The following is a 26704-nucleotide window of genomic DNA, read 5'->3' as shown; positions in this document are numbered from 1 at the left end:
ACGTGCCATAACCGGTCATTGGGGGTTAATGTTCCCTGATTCGATAGAGTACCCAGCAGCAATCCATGCGTCGATGCCGCCAGCCAATGGCCGCACGTGGCTGTAGCCCATTTTCATAAGCCGCTTTGCGACCCGTGCGGCAGACGCTTCATTCGGGCACGAGCAATACACAACAACCTCACCATCATACGTAGTGTCGAGGGTAGGGGGGGTCAGGTCTTCGACTGACATCGCCATCGCGCCCGGAATACGGCCTTCATCCTGCGAGAGCGGGGAGCGCACATCAACGATGGTGGGAGCCGCGCCTTGCTGCAGCAACTGGTGAAGTTCATCGACCGATATACGCGCCATGTACAACGATTTCAGAAAGCGATCACGTTGCCACCATTTTCTCGCGATAAACGCGAGCAGCGCTACGCCGATCAAGACCAAACCCCACGTTCCCATATGCTCGAGCACGTTCAACAGGTCATCTATCGTCGTGCTGAATAGCGAACCTAGATAAATCGCCGATCCAGCCCAAAGCGCAGCGCCTACACCGTCGAAGAAAATAAAACTAATGCGCCTTGTCCCGAGGGCGCCCGCGAGCGCACTGGCGATCGAAGCGAAGCCAGGAATAAACTTGGCAACCAGCAAAGACGAAGCTCCCCAACGCAAATACACCGATTCAGTTTGCCTCACGCATGAGTCCGGTGACAGCGAAATACGGCAAAGTATCCCCATTACCTTTCTACCATAACGTCTTCCCGCCAGATACCACGTGAAATCGGCGATTAATGCGGCAAGTACGGCGATGAACAGTAGCAAAGGCGCCGAATAGCCGCTGCGCTCCAACAAGGCGCCGGTGATGACCAACGTGGGGTAAGCCGGCAGCGGGGCACCCAATTGCTCAATGAGCACATTGAAGAATACGACAGTCAGGCCATATTGCTCGATCAGTTGTAAGAGAGAATTCATCGTAGCCTCAAACGCGGTGCAGCCACCCTCATCCCATTGGGGCAAAACCGGATGATGGTCGAGAACCGGCCCCTGTCCCGTGCGCCCGCAATAGCGCATAGGGAAATGTATCGAAGAGTTGATCCAGCGCGAGTCCATGCGCTTCGCCGAGCGCCTGCGTGCTGAAGGTCTGGTCGGTCAAGGTGTTAGTCCAACTCTCATGCATGCGTTCCGGCGGCAATTCGAGCCAGGTGTCACCCCACACGAGTTTGCCGGCCGGGATCCGATCATGTTCCCCCATGAGTCCGCCAAGCAGACGCGGTACCACAACCAGCAAGGTTTCGTCCCCAAGATGCCGGGTGAAGGCGCATACGTGCTCCGCATGGTCGCCATGCGCTTTCAGCGGCAGGTAGCCGCCGTCGCGGAAAAGCAGTTCGCATTCGCGCCGGAATGTCAGCGCTCGCCAGGTGAGATAGAGCTTGATCCGCCCGTTCCCCGGGCTCTCAATCAGGTGTTGCGTGCACGCAGCTGCACCCTTTTCGGCGTACATCGTCTTGATCGTCTGTAGCGCTTCATTCCGCGCCGTGTAGTCCACCGTGTGCCGGTTGTCCGGGTCCACCAGGCTGAAGTCCCATACTTCGTTGCCTTGATAGATGTCCGGCACACCCGGTGAAGCAAGTTTAAGCAGCAGTTGCGACAGGCTGTTGAAAATGCCCACGCGTGCAATACGTTCCTGGAACGGCAAAAAATCACGCAAGAACAGATTGGTGGATTCGGGGGATAACAGCGCGCGTACGAAATCGCGCGTCGCTTCCTCGTATTCCGGGTTGGGATTGATCCACGAACTATGCACCTTAGCCTCGCGTCCGGCCTTGAGCATGTAGGCTTCCATGCGTTCAGAGAGCCGGGTCAACGCCGCCGCATCCGGCGGCCCGGATTGGGCCAGACTATCGGGCCACACGCCAAGCAGCGTCTGGTATAGCAGATACTCATCGTTGCGGCTCGGTGCGTACCCGGAATCCAGCTGCATCTCCAGCTTACGACGGTTACCACGGTTGAGTTTGCTCCAGCGGGAAAGCGCGCGATTCCATTCATCGGGTATTTCGGAGAGCACACTGATGCGCGCCCGTACGTCCTCCGAGCGCTTGTTATCGTGGGTTGATGTGGCCAGCATGGTGTGCGGCCAGCGGCGTGCACGTTCCTGATTCTCCCGGTGGAATGCCGCGAGCGACACGCCGAAGCGCTGCGGCTCGCCACCGACCTCGTTCAGGGACACCAGCCGGTTGTACTGGTAGAAGGTCGTGTCTTCCACCGCCTTGGCCATCACCGGGCTGGTGTACTGCTGAAACTTCATGGCAAAGGAGCACACTGCATCATGCTGCGTCTCGCTCTTTCCCTGCGCATGTAGCGCCAGCAGCACGTCATGCACAAAATCGAATATGCTGGTGTCCGCGACCTGGCTTCGCTTCTTCGCGACTCCCACCGCCCAATCCACATAACGGATGTCTTCCGCTGAAGCTTCGCAATCGGCGATATAGGTACGGTAGACCGGGAAGCTCGCCACGATCTCGGCCAGCGCGCTGCGCAGGCTGTTGAAGGTAAAGTCGCAGGTGCGGCGGCTGCCTTTCGCGATACGCATCAGTTGGGTGGCCAGCACCTGCAGTTCGCCCGCCAGTGAGGTTTCCATGATCAGGTGCTTGTTTGCCCGTATGATCTTGTCCAGATCCGGCCGTTCCCGGATGAAGCCCTGATAGAGCCGGGTAAAATGATCGGTGGCAGCGCCGTCGACAAACAGGCCGCCGCACGTTGCCGCAAAGTCATAGCCCGTGGTGCCATGGATCGGCCAAGACTCCGGAAGATACTCATGGGAGGCGAGAATCTTTTCCACGACCACATACAGCGGCTTCGGATCTGCCTCCGCCGCTGGGGTGGAAAGCGCCGCTGCCATGGCCTGCAAGCGCTCAAAGTACTCCTTCGGCGCGTACAGACCGTCCGGATGATCGATGCGCAGCCCGTTTACATCGCCGCGTGCCAGCCACTCGCGCACCCGGCGATGGGTATGCTCGAACACCCCCGGATCTTCCATGCGTAGCGCCGCCAGATCGTTGATATCGAAGAAGCGGCGATAGTTGATTTCATCCGCCGCCGTGCGCCAGAAAGCCAGACGATAGGCCTGGACCTCCAGCAGTTCGTGCAGCGGATCAAAATTCATTGTGTCCGGTGCTGTGCCGTTGAAAGCCAACACGTTTTCCTGAATGAACTGTGCAATGTCGGCGCTATTCGCAAAGAGCGAGGCCAGGTGATGCTTGTGCATTTCCTTGTCGCGGGCACGCTCCGCGACCGCCTCGGGAGACGCGCCGTCGCGCGGTGGCAAGTGGCTAAAGGCCGTGATCAGAGACTGAAACCGCAGAAGCTCTGCATGCCCATTCCCCAGTCGCGTTCGCAGGCGCTCCATGCCGTGACCCAGAATGCGCGGATATTCCCGCGGATCTATTGGGAAACAATGCTCATAGTAAAACACGCTGAACGCGCCTTGCGCGGCATCGAATACAAGCTTGAGCTCACCATTTTCCAGAATCGCGCCGTAGTGGTCGCCGAGTATCGGCAGCAATACCCGCCCCGGCAGATCCCCGGCGATGAGATACCAGTCGATATCGAAATAACCGGCAAACCTGGATGCCGGACCGTTTTCCAGTACGTCCAGCCACCAGTTGTTGTCGGCGCCCATGATGCCCATGTGATTGGGTACTACGTCCATGATCTGGCCCATCCCGTGCTGTTTCAAAGCGGCTACAAACTGTTCGAAGTCTTCGGGGCTGGCAATCTCCGGATTGAGACTATGGTGATCAGTAATGTCATAGCCGTGGCGGCTGCCGGGGCGGGCCTTGAGCAGCGGTGACAGATAACAGTGGCTGATCCCCAACTCATCCAGATACGGAATCAGCTCCGTTGCCTGCTTCAGATTGAAGTCCCGGTTCAATTGCAGCCGGTAAGTCGCCCGGGGGATCCACAATTCCACACCGTTTGCAATTTCGCTCCCGGCAGGGGCGGGCGCATGCGATACCGGCCGCTCCCGGCGCAGGGCCAGCGATAACCCTTGCAGGAAGGCGTTGCCATGCCATTCCTCCAAATTGAGCGGCAACTTGAGCCGCCAGTTAGGGTAGGCTGGTTCCACCGTGCCCGGCAGATTCGGTTGCTCACGCACGCCGAAACCATCTTCCATCTGTACCAATAGCAGTTTGGACGGTGCCCGCGCCAGACAGGCATACACAGCCGCCGCCAGCTCCGCCGTCATCTCGGGGAAACCCACCTGATGCAGGCCCCCGCTTGCTGGTAACATGCCTTCTCTTTCCAGTGCCACCAATATCTGCGCGCGGTCCGCGGCGCGCTCAACGATCTGCCGATTCCGCGCCTCATCGTCGGGAAACAGATGTCGCTCCTGACGCAGATCAATGTCCAGCCCTTGCCAGAATCCGGCCAAAGGTGCCAGATCGTGCGTCGTAACCGCTATGACAGCATTCACCGGATACTCTTGCGGTGGCTTCAGCCGGCCATCGCCGCGCCGCTCGAAATACAGCAGTCGCGTCGACATCACGTTCAGGGGCTGCAAAGCCTGGCGCACTTCATCCGGAACGGTACCCAGATCTTCGCCCACCACCAGGCAGCGATTGCGCTGGCTCTCCAAAGCGAGAATACCCAGCAGATCTTCGAATGGATAGCGCACGTAGGCGCCTTCCGTCGCAGGCAGTCCGCGCACAACCCAAAACAGGCGATACAGGCCCATTACGTGGTCCGCGCGCAGGCCCCCGGAATCGCGCATATTGGCGCGCAGCAGCTCAATGAAAGGTGCGTAGGCGGCGGCAGTCAGTTGATGGGGAATCCATGGCGGCAGCCCCCAGTCCTGACCAAGACGGTTGAAATCATCCGGCGGGGCGCCGGCACTGGCACGTACCGCATAGAGCTCGCGCCGGGCCCACGTGGCGCCGCCACCTTCCGCTACGCCGACCGCCAAATCGAACATTATGCCTACGCCGAGCCCCAGCGCCGCCGAGCAGCTGCCAATAACGCCCAGTTGTGCGGAAGCCTGCCATTGCAGGTATTCGAAGTACTCAACCCGATCCAGGCGGTTATCGCAAAATGCCTCCACCTCTGGTGCCTGCGGCTCACGGTAGGCTTCCGGCCACGCTGGCCAGCCCCACATTGCGCTGTCCTGCGCATGAAAATACTCCTGCAGCGCCTCGAACAGCGCTTGTTTGCGCAAGCTGTCGCCGTGTTCGGTCTGAAAGGCGCGAAAAGCCTGTGCCCGGCCGGTGTTGCGGGTCAAGTGATGGGTGCGGAAATGCCGGTACAGGTACCCGCAAACTTTCGTTTTTGCCTCCGCGGCACCGCGATAATCCACTTGTTCCGCGGCGCGCAGTGCGCGCAGCTGCGCCTGGAATTGGGGCGCAGCCACTAGCGTGCGCGCCTCCTCACACTCTGCAAAATCGGCGATGACCTCCACGTCCAGGTAAAGTATGTTGAACCAGGCACGATTGGACGGACTGTATGGGCTCGCATGCTCAGGCGTATTCGGGAATAAGGCATGTAGCGGATTGAGCAGCAGCGTGCTTGCTCCCGCCTCGGCGCAAAATTCCACCAGACGGCGTAAATCGCCGAAGTCTCCAATGCCGTAGTTACGCTCGGAGCGGATGCCATAGAGCTGGGCCGCGAAACCCCACACCCGTCCTTCGCCGTGAATTGCCGGTGGCTCGTAGCAGGCGGCCGGCGCGACAATAATGGGCATCTCACCGGTGAGGCCATGTCCGTCCGCCCGTTCAATAGAAAAGCGGTGATAGCCCGGTTCCACGGCGAGATCCAGCGACAGCATCCCGCGCAAGAATTCCTGGCCGCCGAAATGAGCGCACTCCACATCGTTCAGTGCGGCTGGCGTGAATTCGCCCCTGTCCTCGGCGCCGGATTCCCTGCGTAGACACCAGCGGTAGGCCCGCGTATCCTCGCTCACCGGCAGGGCGATGGCGATGCGGTGCGGCCTCGCCGCCTCGCGCACCACCTGTACCGGTGATAGCGGTCGTTCCCATTTGCTCCGCTCGAAAGCCTGCAAGGACGCGGCGGTTTCTTCCTCGGTGTTTGCCGCTATTCCCATGGCGCCGAGCAGGGCGCGTTTCGCGGCTTCGGAGATGTGATGGGCATTGCCCCAGATATCGCTGTACCACGGCAGCACACCATACCGGTCGCATAGTTTATCCAGCGTATTGCTCATGTATTTCCTTTTAGGTCGGGTACTTCACCGGAGTACGCGGCACAAACCGGATTTAGGTTCAATGCCATTATTCATGCGGGTTACGATAATTTTCGGGCCCCGGCTATGTCTCGAGCGTCCACACCACGGACCACGGATCGAGCATGCCTCGCCCCGCCTCTGTTGACGAGGCGAACACGGCCTGTCCAGCTGGAATGTCTGCGCGAATTCTCTTACCCGAGAAATTTGCCAGCAGCCGCAGCGTGGAACCATCACCCAGCTGCCACCGCACCCGCAGACCTTCTGGCGCGAATACTTCGAACTTTGCCGAACGCCCACCCATGCCGTGCAGGCGCGGTACAATGACTTCCCGCCGCAGCTTCAGCAGGTTCCGGTAATACGCCAGCCATCCCGCCTGCGCGTCCTTTAGCGAGCTCCAGTCGAGCTTCGACGCAAGAAAGGTCTGGATCTCATTCGGGTCCGGTATGGCCGCCTGCACCGCCGGATCGGCGAAGCGCGCGAACCGGGCAAATTCGCGCCGCCGGCCTTGCGTCACCGCTGCGCGCAGCTCGCCGCTGAAGTCGCAAAAGAACTGGAATGGCGATTTCGCGGCGAACTCCTCGCCCATGAACAGCATGGGGATGCCCGGCGCCAGCAGATAGACAGCCGCCGCCGCGCGCACGGCCGCCGCTGGCGCAATATGTGCAATGCGTTCCCCGAAAGCGCGGTTGCCCACCTGATCGTGACATTGCAGGAAGGACACGAAGGCTTGCGGCGGCAGACGCGCGCTCGTTTCGCCGCGCTTCGCATGGCCGCGATAGGCCGACACTTCCCCCTGGTAAGCAAATCCTTCCGCCAGGCAGCGCCCGAGGTGGCGGATCGGCTCATCAGCGTAGTCCGTGTAATATCCATCTGTCTCGCCAGTTGTGAGGACATGCAGCGCATGGTGAATGTCATCATTCCATTGGGCCACGTATTGGGTGACATGCGGGGCGGCATGCGGGGCAAGATAGGGGGTGACATAGGGGGCGGCGGAAGATCCGCGTTCGAGATAGCGTGCCGCGTTGGCGTCGTTCTCCAGAATCAGGTGCACCCGGCGTTTGCCGCCGATGCTCGCATGCACGCGCTCCGCCAGTTCGGTAAGAATGTGTGGTTTGGAGTTGTCGACGATCGCATGCACCGCATCCAGGCGCAGGCCATCAAGGTGATACTCGTGCAGCCAGTACAGTGCATTGTGGATGAAAAATTCGCGTACATCCCGGCTGCCTGGCCCGTCGAAATTGATCGCCGCGCCCCAGGGGGTATGGTGGCGCTCGGTAAAGAATTCTTTTGCATAAACGTGAAGATAATTTCCTTCCGGCCCGAAGTGGTTGTACACCACGTCCAGCAGCACCATCAGGCCTCTTGCATGCGCAGCCTGAATCAATGCTTTGAGATCATCCGGGCGGCCGTAACGGCTGTCCGGCGCGTAGGGTAGGACGCCGTCATAGCCCCAGTTGCGCGCGCCGGGGAAATCGGCCACCGGCATCAATTCAATCGCCGTCACGCCAAGCTTCGCCAGATAGTCGAGGCGTTCCATTACTCCCGTGAAGGTCCCTTCGGGTGAGAAAGTACCCACATGCAACTCATAGACCACGGCCTCTTTCCACGGGCGGCCGCGCCATGCCGCGTCTTGCCAGTCAAAATCCGCCGAGTCGATCACCTCGCTTGCGCCATGCACATCGTCCGGGTTGAAACGCGAGGCCGGGTCCGGGACACGCAGGCCGCCGTTCACCTCGAAGCGATAGCGTGTCCCTGCGCTGGCGTGCGATGTAATGAGTTCGAACCAGCCGCCACCGCACGAGTCCATCGAAAATGCCCGTTCGTCCTGCCCGGCCGTGACGCACAACGCTACCCGGTCGCAACCGGGCGCCCACAGACGGAAGCGGACACCCTGTTCCGCGATCTGTGCTCCGAAGGGCATATCATGGGATCGTGTGAGCAAGCTCGCCCCTGTCTTTACCGTTTCTCTTCATTGTTTCCCTTCACCACTAACTATCTCCGCTGGCCGAGCTGGATCAGCCGCTGCATGGCGGTGACTGCTGTTTTTGAACTTTGCGTGAGCGCGTTACTCACGCCAGCGCTAGCCTTTTCCACCATGAACAATGTGACCAGTGCATCCGCGACCCGCGTGTCGGAAGGAAACAAGGTGTGTCCCTTCATCGCTTTGCGGTAGCTCCTGAAGAAATTCCGGCTTGCCAGCACTTGCCAGTTATCCACCTGCTGCCGCAGCGCGGAGCTCGTTTCGGGCAAATCAGCCGCCACATGATCCAGCACCGCCGCCGCCGCCTCCGAAAATGAATATAGCATTCCCGTTACATCACGCAGCGGCGTGTGTTTCCAGCGGCGCTCCGCCCAGTCCCGTCCAGGTTCGCCACCATAGTTGGTAATCAGGAAATCGTTACTTGAAAGCCATACCTGGCCAAGATGGTAGTCACCATGATAGCGTGCCTTGGCGGCACCAGCCGCCTCGGGATGCATGGTTGCCGCGTGCATGATGCGCCGGTAGAGCCTGGGTCGGGCCGCCACCAGATCGTTGCCTGTCGGCTGCACCGACTCAGGCAGCCACGGCAATTCCGCTTCCAGCAGCTTGTACATCGCGCCCATCTGTATGTGCACACTGTTCACCCATGTGGCAATGTCGTCCGCTGTGATGGGCGCGCTGCCAAATGCATCGATGGCATCGATGCCATCGGGAGCACTGGCGCCGCTGGGGAGCGCGAGCGCCTGATGAAATTCCGCCGTGCGCAGGCCCAGGGTCCTGATCAGATCCATGTAAACAGCATGGCGGGCGTCCGGAGGGTGCTCCGGCCGTGCGAGACACTCGTCCAGGAAACGCTCCAGATAGTCCAGCGTATAAGTCCAGGCATTGCCCTGGTTCTCGCCGTAGCGCTCCAGGATCGCAAGCGTTGAGCGTTGTCCCTCGCCGCCGTCCGAGTACTCCACCGTGCCCGCCAGTGGGGTCATGTGGGTAAACTTCGCCGTCTCCGTGAGGAATCGCGATACTTCCAGCTCCGGGTGCACCCCTGGAAGCAACCAACGGTAGCCCTTCAGCACCAGGTGATCACCCAGGTTCACCACCAGACGCCCGCGCTCGGATACGGTACGCGTGACCGTCGCCGTATCCGCTGGATAGGTGAAGCCGGGAAAGGCAAGAGTCGCCCCGAACCGCAACTGCCCGCCGCCAAACGGCACGGTCGAGCCACATTCCATGCTCGATACCACCGCGCGGCAGAATGCATCGTCCCAGAATGCGTCGAACAGGATCCCTATGCGCGCGCGCCGCCGCACCTTGGCCAGCGTAGCATGCAGCAGCGCGCTGATATGGTTCTCGTCTTCATCCTCCCACGCCAGCGCCAGGGGAATGGCGTAGCGATGTGATTCACCATTGGTGAGCGTTAACACCGCGGTGGCCAGCAGCCAGCTGCCGGATTCCGTGGACCACTCGCTCATCTCGCCAAGCTCGAATTTCTCCGTCGCCGCTTCTTTGTCCAGGAACCATGGCTGGGAGCGGAAGTAGCGCGGAATGATCTGCCGCTCCAGTTGGTCCCGCGCGCGGCGCACCATCAGCTGGTTCACGCCCTCACGGTCTTCGGTACGACCAAAAAGGGTGTGCCATCCCAGGTCTACCAGTATCAGCACGGGCAGATCCGGGGGTACCGGGCGCTCTTCATGCCAAGCCGGCGCCTCCACATCCGTGGCCAGACGGAAGGCATAGAACCCGTGGCCGCTCAAGGTGAGCAGATACGGCAACTGGCCGATGGGGGGAAATTTGCTGCGGCCCATTAATTCCACCGGTACCCGGCCCTTGAAAGGACTCAAATCCAGTTCTACCGCCTGTGGCGCGCGTGACAGGTTGGCCACGCACAGGATGATTTCATCTTCGTATTCGCGCAGATAGGCAAGTATCTTGCGATTGCCCGGCCGCAGAAAGCTGAGCGTGCCGCGGCCGAAGGCGCGTTGCGCCTTGCGCATGGCAATCAACCGGCGCATCCAGTTGAGCAGTGAGGAAGCATTGCGCTGTTGCGACTCCACATTTACCGCGCCGAAGCCATAGACAGGATCGACAATGAGCGGTTGAAACAGACGATCAGGTTCGGCGGTGGAAAAGCCGCCATTAAGCTCTCCGCGCCACTGCATGGGCGTGCGGACACCATTGCGATCGCCAAGCAGGAAATTGTCACCCATGCCGATCTCATCGCCATAATAGAGGATCGGCGAGCCCGGCATGGTCATCAGCAGCAGGCTCATCAGCTCAATACGATGCCGGTCGTTTTCAAGCAGCGGCGCGAGCCGGCGGCAGATGCCCAGATTGAGGCGCGCGTCAGGGTTAATCGCGTAAGTCTGGTTGAGATAGTCCCGTTCGCGATCGGTGACCATTTCCAGGGTCAGTTCGTCATGATTGCGCAGGAACACCGCCCATTGGCAATTGTCCGGGATGTCCGGCGTCTGCTCCATGATTTCCACGACTGGATGCCGGTCTTCCTGCGCAATGGCCATGTACATGCGCGGCATGAGGGGAAAGTGGAAGGCCATATGGCATTCGTCGCCGTCTCCAAAATACTCGCGTACATCTTCCGGCCACTGGTTCGCCTCCGCCAGGAACATGCGGTTGGGGTAGTGTTGATCCAGTTCGGCGCGCATGCGTCTGATCACCGCGTGGGTTTCCGGCAGGTTCTCGTTGCTGGTACCCTCGCGTTCGCATAGATAGGGCATCGCGTCCAGGCGCATGCCATCCACCCCGGCGTCGAGCCAGAATCTCATCACGTGCATGATCGCCTTGAATACATGCGGATTGGCAAAATTCAGATCCGGCTGGTGCGAGAAGAAGCGATGCCAGTAATAAGCTTTTGCTTCCTCGTCCCACGTCCAGTTGGATTTCTCCGTGTCATTGAAGATGATGCGGGTTCCGCTGTATCGGGAATCGGTGTCGCTCCAGACGTAGAAGTCCCGCTTGTCTGAACCCGGCGGCGAACACCGCGCCGCCTGGAACCAGGGATGCTGATCCGAAGTGTGGTTGATGACTAGCTCGGTGATTACGCGCAAGCCGCGGAGATGCGCTTCGTCGATAAACTTGCGGAAGTCCGCCATCTCGCCAACCGCGGGATGGATGTTGTGATAGTCGGCGATGTCGTAGCCGTCATCGCGCCCCGGCGAGGGATAGAACGGCAGCAGCCAGAGCGTGTTGACGCCCAACTCTTGCAGATAGTCGAGCTTGGAGATCAGGCCCGGAAAATCTCCAATGCCATCACCATTGCTGTCAAAGAACGTCTTGACGTGCAACTCATAGATGATGGCATCCTTGTACCAAAGCGGGTCGTCTTCTTGTTCCATGGCGTGCTTTCTTTTTTGTACTGGGGATTCGGCGCATTTCGCCTTCGTACAAAGTCAATGGTAGGTTATTTACCCGCTCCGCGCCATGTTCAGGTTGACCGGAGCCCAAAAGGTGCACAATGAATAACTTGACTTACCTCATCAATGATGACGCTCCCTTATTGCGGAATATGTGCGGTAGCGTACGGAGATTCTCGATGAATGTCGCGATATTAACTTCATATTTAGCTGCATGTGCCGATATATGGGAAGAATGATCATTGTTGAGCGGCCACAGCGGCGGCATCGAAATGGCCAATGCACGTAGGCGAATGGGGCGCGGACAGACTTCAATCTAAATCCGATTGGCTTCTTCGCAGCGAGTGTATTGAGTTCAGAACGACAAAACCAGAACAAACGTGGAATCAATATGGCAACACAATCAAACAAAGGCAATGGAGTAGCAAAAGCACAATAAGGAATCAAACAAATTCCGCATTAATACGTCCAGGCCGATTTTGTCGCTTTAGCGAATAGCAGCTTACTTTACGGTTTTTCAGGACGTCCGTCGCTTCAATTATGTTATTCAATACTGATATCAGCTTGCCAAAGACTATCCATGAACTGGATGGTGCGACCATGCCACAGGCAAGCACTGGACATCCCTCTCGGGAAGAACTCAGTCTCGCCGCTTCGCAAGGCCTGTACCGCCCGTCAAATGAGCATGACGCTTGTGGTGTCGGCTTCGTCGCCCACATCAAGGGCATGAAGACTCACAGCATCGTCGAACAAGGGCTCAGAATTCTCAAGAACCTCGACCATCGTGGCGCGGTAGGCGCCGACAAACTCATGGGCGATGGCGCAGGCATCCTGATCCAGATCCCCGACGAATTCTACCGCGCCCAAATGGGATTGCAAAACGTTATGCTGCCGTCACCCGGCGAGTATGGCGTCGGCATGGTCTTTCTTCCGAAGGAACATGCCTCGCGACTTGCCTGCGTTCAGGAACTCGAACGGGCGATCAAAGCCGAGGGGCAGGTGTGCCTGGGTTGGCGGGATCTTCCGGTCGACAAAGATATGCCGATGTCACCCACCGTACGGGCCAAGGAACCCATCATGCGCCAGGTTTTTATCGGCAGCGGGCCGGATGTGATCGTGCCGGATGCATTGGAGCGCAAACTCTACGTGATCCGCAAAACGGCATCGAGCGCGATTCAGGCGCTGAAGCTTACGCACGGCCGCGAGTACTACGTGCCGAGCATGAGTTGCCGCACGGTCATCTATAAGGGCCTGCTGCTGGCAGACCAGGTAGGTATGTACTACACGGATCTGCGGGACCCGCGGGTAGCATCCGCGCTGGCACTCGTGCACCAGCGCTTTTCGACCAATACCTTTCCCCAGTGGTCGCTGGCCCACCCCTATCGCATGGTGGCGCATAACGGCGAAATCAATACCGTCAAGGGCAACTTCAACTGGATGCGCGCACGCGAGGGCGTGATGAAATCGCCCGTGCTTGGTGACGATTTGAAGAAACTTTACCCGATCAGCCTGGAAGGCAAGTCCGACACGGCGATCTTCGACAATGTGCTGGAACTGCTGACGATGAGCGGCTATCCACTTGCTCACGCCGCGATGATGATGATCCCGGAGGCCTGGGAGCAGCATGCCACCATGGATGCGCGCCGCCGTGCGTTTTACGAATACCACGCCGCCATGCTCGAGCCTTGGGATGGCCCGGCCGCGATGGTCTTTACCGATGGGCGCCAGATCGGTGCCACGCTGGACCGCAACGGCCTTCGCCCGGCGCGCTATATCGTTACTGATGACGACCTGGTCGTGATGGCCTCCGAATCGGGCGTGCTGCCGATTCCTGAAAGCAGGATCACCAAGAAGTGGCGCCTTCAGCCTGGCAAGATGTTGCTGATCGACCTTGACCAGGGCCGCATCGTCGATGACGAGGAGCTGAAGAGCCAGCTCGCCTCAGCCAGACCCTACCGCCAATGGATAGAGAGTGTGCGCGTCAAGCTAAGGGACATACCCGTCGAGCGCGGCGAGTCATCGACCCATGGCGAGCTTCTGCTCGATCGCCAGCAGGCGTTCGGCTATACGCAGGAGGACCTGAAATTCCTGCTTGGCCCGATGGTTATCGGCAGTGAGGAAGGTGTCGGTTCAATGGGCAACGACTCGCCGCTCGCAGTGCTGTCGGACAAGAACAAGCCGCTCTACAGTTACTTCAAGCAACTGTTCGCACAAGTCACCAACCCGCCGATCGACCCGATCCGCGAGGCGATTGTGATGTCGCTCGTGTCTTTCATCGGGCCCAAGCCCAACCTGCTCGATATCAATGCTATCAACCCACCGGTACGGCTGGAGGTACTCCAGCCGATTCTCGACTTCGACGACATGGCGCGGCTGCGTTATATCGAGAAACACACGGCCGGAAAGTTTAAATGCCATGAGGTGGATATCACCTACCCGCTCGAGTGGAGTGGTAAAGCCATCGAAGCCAGGCTGGCGTCGTTGTGCGCCGAGAGCGTGGATGCAATCAAGTCCGGCCACAATATCCTGATCATCAGCGACCGCAGGATGAATCGCGACCATGTTGCAATCCCCGCACTGCTCGCGCTGTCCGCGATCCACCAGCATTTGGTGCGCGAGGGCTTGCGCACTGCCGCCGGCCTGGTGGTTGAAACGGGCTCGGCGCGCGAGGTCCACCACTTCGCCGTACTGGCTGGTTACGGCGCCGAGGCGGTGCATCCGTATCTTGCGATGGAAACCCTGGCCGCCCTGCACAAGGAGCTGCCTGGCGACCTTGCCACAGAGGAGGTGATCCACCGCTACGTCAAGGCGATCGGCAAGGGTTTGTCGAAGATCATGTCCAAAATGGGTGTGTCGACCTATATGAGCTATTGCGGTGCGCAGCTTTTCGAGGCCATTGGTCTGGACAAACAGCTGGTCGACAAGTTCTTCTGTGGAACCGCAAGCCAGATCGGTGGCATAGGCGTGTTCCAGGTCGCCGAGGAAGCGATCCGCATGCACCGGCAGGCGTTCGGCGACGACCCTGTATTGGCAGACATGCTCGACGCTGGCGGGGAGTATGCATGGCGGGTGCGTGGTGAGGAGCATATGTGGACACCCGACGCGATTGCCAAGCTGCAGCACAGCACGCGCGCGAACAAGTTCGAAACCTACCAGGAATACGCGCGGATCATTAACGATCAGTCACAGCGCCACCTGACGCTGCGTGGCCTGTTCGAGTTCAAGGCCGAGCCGGGAAATGCGATTCCGCTCAGCGAGGTCGAGCCGGCTACAGAAATCGTCAAGCGGTTCGCCACCGGAGCAATGTCGCTTGGCTCGATTTCCACCGAGGCGCACACAACGCTTGCGGTGGCGATGAGCCGTATTGGCGGCAAGAGTAACACCGGCGAAGGAGGTGAAGATCCGGCTCGGTATCGTGATGAGCTCAAAGGTATTCCGATGAAAGAGGGTACTCGGCTCAGCGGCGTGATGGGCTCTGCGGTCGCAGCCGACTATGACCTGAAGGTGGATGACTCGCTGCGCAGCAGGATCAAGCAGGTAGCCTCCGGCCGTTTCGGTGTGACGACCGAGTACCTGGTCTCGGCCGACCAGATCCAGATCAAGATGGCGCAGGGTGCCAAGCCGGGTGAGGGTGGCCAACTGCCGGGCGGCAAAGTGTCCAATTACATCGGCATGCTGCGCCACTCGGTGCCCGGTGTTGGCCTGATTTCGCCGCCGCCACACCACGACATCTACTCGATCGAAGACCTGGCACAGCTTATCCATGATTTGAAGAACGTGAACCGGCGTGCCAGCATTAGTGTCAAGCTGGTCAGCGAGGTGGGTGTCGGCACCATTGCGGCAGGCGTGGCCAAGGCCAAGGCGGACCATGTGGTGATCGCCGGCCACGATGGTGGCACCGGTGCCTCGCCCTGGACGTCGATCAAGCACGCCGGCACACCCTGGGAGCTGGGGTTGGCCGAGACGCAGCAGACCCTGGTGCTGAATCGCTTGCGCTCCCGCATTCGCGTGCAGGTGGACGGTCAAATCAAGACTGGCCGCGATGTCGTTATGGGCGCTCTGCTGGGTGCCGACGAGTTCGGCTTCGCGACGGCGCCGCTCGTGGTCGAAGGCTGCATCATGATGCGCAAGTGTCACCTTAATACCTGCCCGGTAGGCGTGGCGACGCAAGACCCGTTGCTACGTGCCAAGTTCGAGGGCCGGCCCGAGCACATCGTGAATTTTTTCTTCTTCATCGCCGAAGAAGCGCGTCAAATCATGGCGCAGCTGGGTGTCCGCAAATTCGACGACCTGATCGGCCGCTCCGAATTGCTCGACACCAGTAAGGGCGTGGCTAACTGGAAGGCACGCGGTCTGGACTTCAGCCGCATCTTTCATCAGCCTGCCGCACCATCCAGCGTACCGCGCCGCCAGACCGAAGAGCAATATCACGGTCTTGCCTGCGCGCTCGATGTCCGGCTGATCGAGAAAGCCATGCCGGCACTCGAGCGCGGCGAGAAGGTGCAGCTTATCGAGGAAGTGCGCAATGTCAACCGCAGCGTCGGCGCCATGCTGTCAGGCGAACTGGTGCGACGCCATCCCGCAGGCCTGCCGGACCAGACCATATTCATGCAGATGGAGGGCACAGGCGGTCAGAGCTTCGGCGCTTTCCTCGCCAAGGGCATCACGATCCACTTGATTGGCGACGCCAACGACTACACGGGCAAGGGCTTGTCGGGCGGCCGCATTGCCATTCGCCCCGGCATCCAGTTTCGTGGCGAAGCAACCAGCAACATTATCGTCGGCAATACCGTACTTTACGGCGCAACCAGCGGCGAAGCGTTCTTTAGTGGCGTTGCCGGCGAACGCTTTGCGGTGCGGCTGTCGGGCGCGACCGCAGTAGTGGAAGGCATTGGAGATCATGGGTGCGAGTATATGACCGGCGGCACAGTGGTCGTGCTCGGACAGACAGGCCGCAACTTCGCTGCGGGCATGAGCGGCGGCATTGCTTACGTGTATGACGAAGACGGCCAGTTCGCGCCGCGCTGCAATACCTCGATGGTGTCACTGGAGCAGGTGTCGAGCGCCACCGACCAGGAGACGAACGTTAATCGCTGTCTCTGGCACAAGGGCCAGGCCGATGAGGTGCTGCTCAAGAAGCTGCTCGAAGACCACCATACGTGTACGGGCTCGCTGCGCGCACGGCATATCCTGGATCAATGGGCTGAATGCCGCAGTCGCTTCGTCAAGGTCTTCCCGAATGAGTATAAGCGCGCGCTGGGCGAACTGAATGCACCGAAGATTGCCGGATACACTGTCGTCAGCGCGAAATTGCCTGAAAAGAGAAGCAACGCTGTTTCGGCGGAATGACAGCAGTCGCAGAGTCGCATTCCTCCGGGGGGCAGACCCGGATACTGAACAGGCTTTGCGTCCCAATTTCCAATGTAGCATCACGGAGCAAACGCGCCATGGGAAAAGATACCGGCTTCATGGAGTACAAGCGGCTAGAGGAGAGCCATAGCCCTGTTGCCGAACGGGTCAAGAACTACAGGGAATTCATCATCGGCCTGAATGAGGCCGATGCCAAGATTCAGAGTGCGCGCTGCATGGATTGCGGCACGCCATTCTGCAACAGTGGTTGTCCGGTCAACAACATCATCCCGGATTTCAATGACCTGGTATACAAAGCCGACTGGAAGAACGCCTGGGCCGTGCTCGACTCCACCAACAATTTCCCCGAGTTCACTGGCCGGATCTGCCCGGCCCCTTGTGAAGCAGCATGCACGCTGAACATCAATGACGACCCGGTGGGCATCAAAAGTATCGAGCGCGCCATCATCGATCGTGCCTGGGTCGAAGGGTGGGTCGTCCCGCGTCCGGCAAAGATCAGAACCGGCAAGCGGGTGGCGGTGGTGGGTTCAGGTCCCGCCGGCATGGCGGCCGCGCAGCAACTGGCACGCGCAGGACATGACGTCACCTTGTTCGAGAAGAACGATGCGATCGGCGGCCTGCTGCGCTACGGCATCCCCGATTTCAAGATGGAGAAGTCGCACATCGACCGCCGCGTCGAGCAGATGCTGGCCGAGGGCGTGGTATTCCGCACTGGCGTGATGGTCGGTGCGCTGCCCGAAGGTAGCAAGGTTATCAATTGGGCCACGGAAGTGATTGCTCCCGCTCAGCTCAAGGCGGAATTCGATGCGGTATTGCTTACCGGTGGCGCCGAGCAGTCGCGCGACCTGCCGGTGCCTGGGCGCGAACTCGAAGGTATCCACTTTGCGATGGAGTTCCTGCCGCCACAGAACAAGGTCAATGCCGGCGACAAGGTGAGGGATCAGCTGCGCGCAGATGGCAAGCACGTGGTGATCATTGGCGGCGGCGATACCGGCAGCGACTGTGTGGGCACCTGCAACCGGCACGGCGCAAAAAGCGTGACACAGTTCGAGTTGCTGCCCATGCCGCCTGAACGCGAGGACAAACCCTTGGTATGGCCCTACTGGCCGATCAAGCTACGCACCTCGTCGAGCCACAAAGAGGGCTGCGAACGCGAGTTCGCGATCGCTACCAAGGAGTTCATCCCTGGCGAGGGCAAGAACAAGAGCATAGTCGCTGCGCTGAAGTCGGTCCGGGTTGAATGGCAGGAGGGCAGGATGGTAGAAATACCAGGCACCGAGAAAATCATGCCTGCCGATCTGGTACTGCTCGCTATGGGCTTCGTCAGCCCGGTGACGACCGTGCTTGATGCTTTTGGCGTCGCCAGGGATGCACGCGGCAATGCGCGTGCCACGACCGACGCCAGCGGTGGCTACAAGACCAATATCGACAAGGTCTTCGCGGCCGGCGACATGCGCCGCGGCCAGTCACTGGTGGTCTGGGCAATTCGTGAGGGCCGCCAGGCGGCGCGCGCGGTTGACGAGTACCTGATGGGTGAAAGCGTGTTGCCACGCTAGCAGCAAGAGGTAAACTTTTCGTATTCCATAATTGCAATTCTGATTGGAGAAAAAAATGATCGCAACCGATGTTCTTAAAATGATCCAGGACAACGAAGTCAAATTCGTTGATCTGCGTTTTACCGATACCCGCGGTAAAGAGCAGCATGTGACGGTTCCAGCCCATGCATTTGATGCGGATAAGCTTGAAGATGGCCACGCGTTCGATGGTTCTTCCATTGCCGGCTGGAAGGGGATTCAGGCTTCCGACATGCTGTTGATGCCCGATCCCGAAACCGCTCATATGGATTCATTCATGGACGAGGCCACACTGATCATCACCTGTGATGTGGTCGAACCCGCCGATGGCAAAGGTTATGATCGTGATCCGCGCTCCCTGGCAAAGCGTGGCGAAGTCTATCTCAAATCGACCGGCATCGGCGATACCGCATACTTCGGTCCCGAACCCGAATTCTTCATTTTTGATTCTGTCACCTGGCATGCGAACATGTCTGGTTGCTCCGTAGAAATTGAATCCAGGGAAGCGGCCTGGAGCTCGGTGAAAAAATACGAGGACGGTAATACCGGCCATCGTCCAGCGATAAAAGGCGGTTATTTCCCCGTTCCTCCGATCGACTCTTTGCATGATATTCGTTCCGCCATGTGTCTGGCGCTGGAAGAGATGGGCGTGGAGGTTGAAGTCCACCACCACGAAGTCGCAACTGCCGGGCAGTGCGAAATCGGCACCAAGTACAACAGCCTGGTGAAGCGTGCTGACTGGACCCAGGTATTCAAATATGTGGTACACAACGTGGCCCACTCTTACGGCAAAACAGCAACCTTCATGCCAAAACCCATTGTCGGAGACAACGGTTCCGGCATGCATGTCCATCAATCGATCTGGAAGGCCGGGCAAAATCTGTTTTCGGGAAATGGCTATGCCGGACTTTCGGAATTGGCCCTGTTTTATATCGGCGGTATTATCAAACATGCCAAGGCCTTGAACGCCATTACCAATCCAGGCACCAATTCCTATAAGCGCCTGGTTCCGGGCTTTGAAGCGCCGATCAATCTTGCCTACTCGGCTCGCAACCGTTCTGCCGCGGTGCGTATTCCCTATGTCAGCAGCCCCAAGGGAAGGCGCATCGAAGTGCGATTCCCCGATCCCACCGCCAATCCCTATTTTGCCTTCACTGCGTTAATGATGGCGGGACTGGACGGCATCCAGAACAAGACGCATCCGGGTGACCCCATGGACAAGAATCTTTATGATCTCCCTCCTGAAGAAGCGGACAAGATCCCGAAGTCCTGTGCTTCGCTCGATGAAGCGCTGGACAACCTGGACAAGGATCGAAATTTCCTCACCCGCGGCGGCGTGTTTTCGAATGATATGATCGACGCCTACATCGAACTCAAGATGGAGGAAGTCACGCGCTTTCGCATGACCACGCATCCAGTGGAATTTGATATGTACTACAGTCTATAAATTCAACTCAGATAATCCATTAGGGCGCGAGATGATAGCGAGAGAAGGGGCGCCAGGAAGGGCATATGATCCTAAACTTCCGGGAGGAGAAAACGCAGCATTGCGTCGGTGATTGCGCCTTTTCCCGCGCGGTCGAATGCAACAAACATCGGCGCGGTATTCACCTCAAGAAATTTCAATTTTCCCGTGTCGCCACACGTTTTATAGTCCGCCGCCGCGAAATCGAGGCCGATGCGATCGGTTAATCGCTTTAATTGCCGGGTCAATTGTTTCGGCGGATTCGCGATCATTGACAATTTGCAGGCGCTATCCACCCGGTAATCGATTTCTTTTGATTTAATCCCGAACGCCATGAATTCCTTGCCCACACGGAATATCCTGACGTCAGGCGAGACCAGCCGCTCCTGGATAATGGCGGGTGCCGCCGCCGCGCCTCCGCGCTGCGCGACTTTCCCTATCAAATCGTCCAGTATCTGCGTGTATTCGCCCCCACAAACCGGCTTGCCGATCCATTTCGTGAAGTCACCGCCGGTTTCTTCATTAATTCTTTCAATGTCATTCGATATCAGCGAACGCGGAACGTTCATGCCTGACTCCAACGCCATGCGTAGAATGGCGGGCTTCAGGACATTGGGTTCTCCACTTCTGTTGAAGGCACGTATATCGATCCGCGAGGCAATCCAGCCCGCAATCGCGGCGTACCAGGCATGAGCACGAAAAGCTGTTTGCTCGCGGGCGTCTGCCATATGATTGAATACGTCATAGCGTAGAAATGCCGCACCCGGCTCAAGCTGCATGCCGTCAAGCAGCAACCGGTTGGCTTGAATATCCCAATGTATCGAGGGATGCGTATTGGGTCCAAACAAGATTTTCGAGGTAGGTATCTTGCGCTTGCGTGTGATCTTGAGCAGATGCGCAATATTGGGATCATGTTCCCCGCCCGAAATAAGCAGCATCAGAATTCGCCGAACGGATTGCCCTCGCCGGGCCCTCCCTTGGTACCCTTGCCTTCCTCTCCAACGACCAGTGTCGTAAGACCTTCCTCACCCTTTAGCTTGGTAGTGGGGGCGGGTATTTCTTCACCCTTTTCCCCGGTTGACGGACTCTCTTCCCCTTTCAGGAGGGTGGACGGACCTTCCTCACCGAGAGCGAAGGTTGTCTGAGGCCCTTCTTCGCCTTTTGCCCTGGTGGTCGGACTTTCCTCACCTTTAAGCAGCGTGGTAGGTCCCTCTTCACCTATCGCGAGTGTCGTGGGCGTTGGCCCCTCTTCACCTTTTGGTTTCGTTGTCGGCAGCGGTTTGGCTTTGGTTCCCTTGGGGACCTTGGTGGCCGGATTTTCCTCACCCAGCACCAGGGTTGTAAACTGGTCCTTTTCCTTTAAGCTCTTGTCCTCTTCGCCTATCGCGAGTGTGGTCATTGGCGCTTCCTCACCCACCGCCCTGGTTGTCAGTATGTTTTCTTCACCCAGGACTAGCGTAGTGACGTTTTCTGATTTTTTTTCCTTCGCCATGATTATCTCCTTCTGAAATGGAATGACATCAACATTAATCGGCGTGACAAGTACCAGTATAGAAAAGATCTTCAGGAAATCAAGCAGGGACTTTTCTGAATCGCGTCTGATGAATGTAACCGGAAAAGTATTGCAGGACAATATGGCCCGGCTTATGGGATTCTCAAAGGCTGTGGCGGCTGGCGAAGGATGAGGCGGCCACGCGCGATATCGCCGCGCTTGGGTGTACTTACGTATAAATCATGTCATGGGTGCTTGCCGGATTGCCGGGTTACGCTACGTTAACCTGGCAATCCGATACCTCAGTCGAAGCAAATGATCCATCATCCATTGCACGAGTTGTTCCGCCGGGACACCGGCGAGGGGAACACCTCGAACATCTGATTCCTCTATTCTTTATTCGCTTCATTCTCTTTACGTAGAGACAGTCGTATTTCCGCCATGAATTCCATCGGATCCTGTTCGAATCGTTGAACCAGATTCTCGTGGGGGTTACTTCCAGGAGCATGTTTTGCACCCCAACGTATCAGTTCCATGATGGTAGGCACCAGATCCAGGCATTTTTCGGTAACAGCGTAGATTATCCTGCAGCCGTGATCGGGATCAGGTTGCCGTAGAACCATACCAGCGGCCTCCAGTTTTCTCAGTCGATCGGAAAGGATATTGGTAGCGATTTTTTCTGGGGAATTTTGAAAATCCCCGAAGTATCGCTTACGGAGAAAAATAAGATCACGAACGACAAGCAGCGTCCATTTATCGCCCAATATATCCAGGGCACAGCTGACTGGGCAGGGAGAACGGCGGATCTGGTTTGTCATAACTTTGCCCTTGCCTACAGATTAACCTGCTTTTACAATTCGAAAATTATACTTGCATTGTGCAATTAGTGTAGATCAATAAAGCAGGGTGTGATTTATTCAGCCTGAAATAGGCGGTTGTGTAACGAAAGGTAAAAAAACATTCCTTTTGCAGTCGAGGGTTTCCAGCACCGTACTTTTTAGATCGTCCTTAGGGCCACCAATTGCCCGTCAATTCTTTACCTGATCGCGATTTCATAGGCTTATAACCAAGCAGGGTAAGCAGCAGTAGTGCAATCAGCGGCACTATTGCAGCAAGAAAAATATTCGCATAATGAATCATTGCAGTCGTGCGTAGGGCATGCGCCCCAATTGCTGGAATACACACGTATCAACTTGTTCTATAAGTCAGACTTCACGTCCGAATATCCCTCCAAGAATTCGTCTGTCGATATGCTTGTCAAGATAGGCAGCACCAAAACCACCGTAGAGTTCCTTCTTCGTAACATCCAGTTCCAATTCTTTAGCCGCCAATATTTTACGGGTAGAAGAACGCTCGCACATGGCATCGTAAAACGTCTGTAATGCCGGATCGTCTCGAAACAGATGCATCTCGGGTATTTCAAACAGTTCAGAAAACATTTGGCTAAGCTCGAGCGTGTAGAACAGCTGGAAATCTGGCAAAAAAGGCTCTTTGCCAAGCAGGAACGGCTCCATTTTTGAGCCATTAACGAGTCGGGGCAGCCACATTTTACTTAGCAAGACAGAACAAAGATTATAGATATGTGCTTCTTTTTCAATTTTGAGTTTCCATGCTTTTGGAAAATATGCGCTGACAACAAACCAGTTGAAGAATGGACCTGCAATGGAGAAAGTGATGAAGTCATTCTTGGCGTCGACCTCTGCACAGAGCCTCGGATCATCAATGGGATAAAACTTTCGTGCTTCTGGATAGACTCTCGCGAGATAACGACAGATTGCGTGACTTTCCGAAATATCAACCCCGCTGACATCCCTGAGAGTGGGGATTTTCCCAAGAGGATTTCGTTTTATGTGCTCTGGCGTGAGCGTGCTCCCCTGATAGGGAGACACTCGTTCATAGCGATAAGTCAGACCCGTTTCCGAGAGGAAGTGCGCGACCTGACTCATATAAGGTGAGAGCCAGAATCCGTACAGCGTGCGCTCGACATTTGATTGATCGTACATGGAACATTCCTTCTGCATTGCAGTTTAATTTTAAGTAAATGCTTTATTAGGGGGTGTATTCTATCGCGTCACAAATAAGTACTTGCACTTTGCAAGAGGTTTAACTATAGCAGTTTGCTTGTTAATTGCAAGTGATTTTATTCAACGCTGCGAACGACGTCTTATCTTATAGTTCGTCAGGTTTCAGACGAAAGAAGTGCGGCGTCACCCAGGAGTTTGGCGTGTTTTCAAGATGTTAGGGACAGCAGGCTATGATGGAATATAGTGAGGGTCAGGTGTAGTAATCTGCATTTGAAACTGTCTCGACCAGTACTCAGCGGGATTTTGAGCCAAGAACATTCCGCCGAAGTCACGTGGTGTCAAAATGTCGTGGGATATTTAAAAGAGAAGAGGGCGATTCAGATTGCACAGAAGTTTGGAAGGCAAAAGAACTTCACTGGCAAGTATTTCTGGACTCGCGGATATTTTATCTCGACGGTTGGATTAGACGAGAATATTGTTCGAGCATACATCCGCAGCCAGGAAGAAGAGGACGAGCAGTACGACACGATGAAGCTCGTCATGGGATAAGCCGCCAAGAGTGGCCGGTACCTGAGTCCAAGCAATTGTCATCATCCATTTCAAGAGTTGCGCCGCCGGGAAACCGGCAAGGGGAACACCTCAAATACCGAAATGGAATAATCCAGAAAAAGCTCGATTTTTTTCTTGAGACCGGCGGACATGGTTATCTGTCTGGAGCGGAGATCTTCCGGATCCATGTGCTCGATGAGCAAGCCATGATCAATTGCAATCTGAATATATTTGATGGCGGTACGTTGACTGATGTTCGGCATGAGTTGATGCAGCTCGGATTTATAAAAAGTGTCTCGTGTCGTTCCGTCCAGCCGCAGCCACATCTGCGTAAAAAGATCGTAGTAGTTCAAGTCATGGAAGAGCTTGTCTCCCAGGACATCCATCCAGTATTGATCCGTGCTGTTCAGTAATTGAATAAACTCACGGCGTCTTGCATTCGCGGGTCTATCGGGTTTGCTCATTCTCATACCCCTCGGTTGCACCTTGCAGAATTCTTAATTATCCGTAGATATTATTATATCTCTTTTATACATGTAATTTTACATGTATAATTACTTCTATAGGGGCATTGCTGGATGGATCGTTGAAGTTTCCATAGCAGTACCCGGAAAAGAGGGGTGACGACAATGATTAACAGGATCGAGAAAACCTGGTTTCGCTATCAAGGCGGACTGCTGCCGAACATTTCAGCGCTGTTTTACTGCCAGTTGGCTTATTTTGGCGGCGCCGGGCTTATTTTATCGTTGAATCCGATCCTGATGGCGGCCGGCACGCTCGCCATGGCGCATGGCATGGTGATCGCTTCGTATTTGATCCATGACTGCGGGCACAATACCTTGTTCAAGTCGCCGCGTCACAATGCCGTGGTGGGGAAGGCATTAAACTGGCTTAGCGGCGGCTGTTACGGCACGTACGCGGATTTGCGTATGACACACATGCATCACCATGTGGATAATGCGGATGTGGGGACGCTCGACTACAGAGGCTATCTCGCCAGGCATCCGGCCCAACGCAAAATGGTAGAGGTATTGGAGTGGCTATATGTGCCCGCCGTGGAATTGATCATGCATAGCGTGCTTATCCTTGCTCCATTCGTCTTCAAGGAAAAGAAGGATCAACGGCTGCGTATAATGCGGGTAGCAGTGATCCGCTTCAGCCTGCTTCTGGCGCTGTTCCTCTACTCACCGATGGCCTATCTGTGCTATGTGCTGGCTTATACCATCCTGTTGACCGTGTTGCGTTTCATGGATGCATTCCAGCATAACTATGGCGTCCTGGCGTTTGCGGATAACGCGGAGCTGATCAAGCACAGGGGCGACCGGGACTATGAGGAATCCCATACATTCAGCAACCTGATTTCGATCAAGCATCCGTGGTTGAATCTGCTCACTCTCAACTTCGGGTATCACAATGCGCATCACGCCAGGCCCACCACGCCCTGGCACCTGTTGCCAACGTTGCATCAGACGCTGTATGGGAACGATACGTCGGTTGTCATTCCGTTCCGGAAGCAATTATCAAGCTTCCATAAGAACAGGGTCGCACGCGTATTCGGCGACGATAGCGAGACGCAGGGAGACCGGTTTGCACAGCGCCTGTGGGATGGTTCAGCAGTGGGTATTGGCGGAGTGTCTTTCCTGACCCCATTCTAAGAAACACTGTAAGGCCCCCGGTTGACCGGGGGCCTTACAGGGGTTAGGGGTATACAAATTGCGGTAAACTCGTGTATGCGCCATGTTGCGCTCCCTGGCGCCGTAGACTAAGCTACGATTTCCACCGCCTATATCAAACGTCTGTGTCAAACGCCTGTGATCATCCCGATTCCATGGCAGCGCGTTCCGCGGAGGACTCATTCGGAGATCTCCTGATATGAATAAAGGTGTCTGCGTGGTTGTTGGAGTGGGTCCGGGTAACGGTGCCGCGATCGCAAGCCAGTTTTCCGCCAATGGTTACCAGGTAGCCCTTTGCGCGCGTAACCAACAGAAATTGAATGACATTGCGGCGACTATCAAGGGGTCCAGGCCATTCGGGTACGATGTCCGGGACCCCGAAGCCGCACCCAAAGTTTTTGCTCAAATCCAGCAGCAACTTGGCTCGATTGACGTTCTTGTGTACAACGCGGGTGCAGGCGCTTTTGCCAATATCGACGACGCCACGCTGGCGGATTTCCAGTCTGCCTGGGAAGTTAATTGCAGGGGGCTGTTTCTCGCGGTAAAGGAGGTGCTCCCCGATATGCGCGCTGCGGGAGCCGGTCATATCATCGCCATCGGTGCGACCGCATCCATCAAGGGCGGAGCCCATTTTGTTCCCTTCGCATCCGCGAAGGCCGGTCAACGGGGGCTCGTCCAGTCTCTGGCCAGATATCTCTGGCCAGAGAATATTCACGTCAGCTATGTCATACTCGACGGGATCGTGAATCTGCCGCGAACCAGGCAGCTGATGCCTGACAAGCTGGATGAATTCTTTATGGAACCCTCCCGGATTGCGGAATCCGTCTACTTTCTCACGCAGCAGGACAAACAAGCCTGGACATTCGAACTCGACCTTCGGCCTTACGCGGAGAAATGGTAGGTAAGTATCCGATAGCGTTCATAGCCTGCCCACCACTGGTTTGGCCCCGATCCCGGATCAAACCCGAATGACGAAATTCGTAGTATTGCG

At 56.9% G+C, this 26704-nt stretch carries 15 protein-coding genes and 1 pseudogene; 7 read left to right on the top strand and 9 right to left on the bottom strand.

Going from position 1 to position 26704, the window contains the following annotated elements; genetic code table 11:
- Window positions 1–15: 15 nt before the first annotated feature.
- The 4 genes from BLO43_RS02425 to treS all read right to left on the bottom strand — a co-directional run bounded on the left by BLO43_RS02425 (window position 16) and on the right by treS (window position 11548).
- Complete coding sequence (locus BLO43_RS02425; RefSeq protein ID WP_090905617.1) at window positions 16–957, bottom strand: DedA family protein/thiosulfate sulfurtransferase GlpE; 942 nt, start codon at window positions 955–957, stop codon at window positions 16–18.
- A 28-nt stretch (window positions 958–985) separates the two neighbouring features.
- Window positions 986–6196, bottom strand: a complete 5211-nt coding sequence (locus tag BLO43_RS02420; RefSeq protein ID WP_090905616.1) for a malto-oligosyltrehalose synthase — start codon at window positions 6194–6196, stop codon at window positions 986–988.
- Between the two features lie 103 nt (window positions 6197–6299).
- On the bottom strand, window positions 6300–8138 hold the full coding sequence (gene treZ / locus BLO43_RS02415; protein ID WP_090905615.1) for a malto-oligosyltrehalose trehalohydrolase: 1839 nt from the start codon (window positions 8136–8138) through the stop codon (window positions 6300–6302).
- A 71-nt stretch (window positions 8139–8209) separates the two neighbouring features.
- Window positions 8210–11548, bottom strand: coding sequence for a maltose alpha-D-glucosyltransferase (gene treS, locus BLO43_RS02410; RefSeq protein ID WP_090905614.1), 3339 nt, complete (start codon window positions 11546–11548; stop codon window positions 8210–8212).
- A gap of 618 nt (window positions 11549–12166) precedes the next feature.
- On the opposite strand from treS, the gene BLO43_RS02405 reads away from it, so the two are divergent.
- The 3 genes from BLO43_RS02405 (at window position 12167) to glnA (ending at window position 19957) form a co-directional block, all read left to right on the top strand.
- Entirely contained in the window at window positions 12167–16915 is a 4749-nt protein-coding gene (locus BLO43_RS02405; RefSeq protein WP_090905853.1) for a glutamate synthase-related protein, read from the top strand.
- Window positions 16916–17013: 98 nt separating this feature from the next.
- A complete protein-coding gene (locus tag BLO43_RS02400; RefSeq protein ID WP_090905613.1) occupies window positions 17014–18492 on the top strand; it encodes a glutamate synthase subunit beta in 1479 nt (492 codons plus the stop codon).
- 55 nt (window positions 18493–18547) lie between these two features.
- The gene (gene glnA, locus BLO43_RS02395) at window positions 18548–19957 is read left to right on the top strand and encodes a type I glutamate--ammonia ligase (protein WP_090905612.1); all 1410 of its coding nucleotides are present in this window, start codon (window positions 18548–18550) and stop codon (window positions 19955–19957) included.
- 71 nt (window positions 19958–20028) lie between these two features.
- Here the strand turns inward: glnA and BLO43_RS02390 are convergent, their stop codons facing one another.
- Together BLO43_RS02390 and BLO43_RS02385 are read right to left on the bottom strand one after the other, a co-directional pair.
- Complete coding sequence (locus BLO43_RS02390) at window positions 20029–20913, bottom strand: ATP-grasp domain-containing protein (RefSeq protein WP_090905611.1); 885 nt, start codon at window positions 20911–20913, stop codon at window positions 20029–20031.
- A complete protein-coding gene (locus BLO43_RS02385) occupies window positions 20913–21467 on the bottom strand; it encodes a hypothetical protein (RefSeq protein WP_090905610.1) in 555 nt (184 codons plus the stop codon). The genes BLO43_RS02390 and BLO43_RS02385 overlap by 1 nt, the downstream gene beginning before the upstream one ends.
- Before the next feature lie 22 nt (window positions 21468–21489).
- Between BLO43_RS02385 and BLO43_RS16655 the strand changes: the two genes are divergently transcribed.
- Window positions 21490–21660, top strand: a complete 171-nt coding sequence (locus BLO43_RS16655) for a hypothetical protein (protein ID WP_175443822.1) — start codon at window positions 21490–21492, stop codon at window positions 21658–21660.
- Window positions 21661–21856: 196 nt separating this feature from the next.
- Here the strand turns inward: BLO43_RS16655 and BLO43_RS02380 are convergent, their stop codons facing one another.
- Together BLO43_RS02380 and BLO43_RS02375 are read right to left on the bottom strand one after the other, a co-directional pair.
- Window positions 21857–22285, bottom strand: a complete 429-nt coding sequence (locus BLO43_RS02380) for a winged helix-turn-helix transcriptional regulator (RefSeq protein ID WP_090905609.1) — start codon at window positions 22283–22285, stop codon at window positions 21857–21859.
- Between the two features lie 387 nt (window positions 22286–22672).
- Entirely contained in the window at window positions 22673–23470 is a 798-nt protein-coding gene (locus BLO43_RS02375; RefSeq protein ID WP_175443821.1) for a glutathione S-transferase family protein, read from the bottom strand.
- A gap of 363 nt (window positions 23471–23833) precedes the next feature.
- On the opposite strand from BLO43_RS02375, the pseudogene BLO43_RS02370 reads away from it, so the two are divergent.
- Window positions 23834–24040: pseudogene (locus BLO43_RS02370) on the top strand (transposase); the annotation flags it as partial.
- 50 nt (window positions 24041–24090) lie between these two features.
- Here BLO43_RS02370 and BLO43_RS02365 read toward each other — a convergent pair.
- Window positions 24091–24504 (bottom strand): MarR family transcriptional regulator, encoded by a 414-nt coding sequence (locus BLO43_RS02365; protein WP_254773285.1) that lies wholly within the window; start codon window positions 24502–24504, stop codon window positions 24091–24093.
- A 165-nt stretch (window positions 24505–24669) separates the two neighbouring features.
- Between BLO43_RS02365 and BLO43_RS02360 the strand changes: the two genes are divergently transcribed.
- Both BLO43_RS02360 and BLO43_RS02355 read left to right on the top strand, forming a co-directional pair.
- Window positions 24670–25695, top strand: a complete 1026-nt coding sequence (locus BLO43_RS02360; protein ID WP_090905607.1) for a fatty acid desaturase — start codon at window positions 24670–24672, stop codon at window positions 25693–25695.
- A gap of 217 nt (window positions 25696–25912) precedes the next feature.
- Window positions 25913–26614, top strand: a complete 702-nt coding sequence (locus BLO43_RS02355; RefSeq protein ID WP_090905606.1) for an SDR family NAD(P)-dependent oxidoreductase — start codon at window positions 25913–25915, stop codon at window positions 26612–26614.
- The last annotated feature ends 90 nt before the right edge of the window (window positions 26615–26704 follow it).

The sequence above is a fragment of the Nitrosospira sp. Nsp13 genome (genome assembly GCF_900101945.1).
GTDB classification, from domain to species: Bacteria; Pseudomonadota; Gammaproteobacteria; order Burkholderiales; family Nitrosomonadaceae; genus Nitrosospira; species Nitrosospira multiformis_D.
The sequence above is the reverse complement of the archived record's forward strand: the minus strand, read 5'-3'. Positions and strand labels throughout refer to the sequence as shown.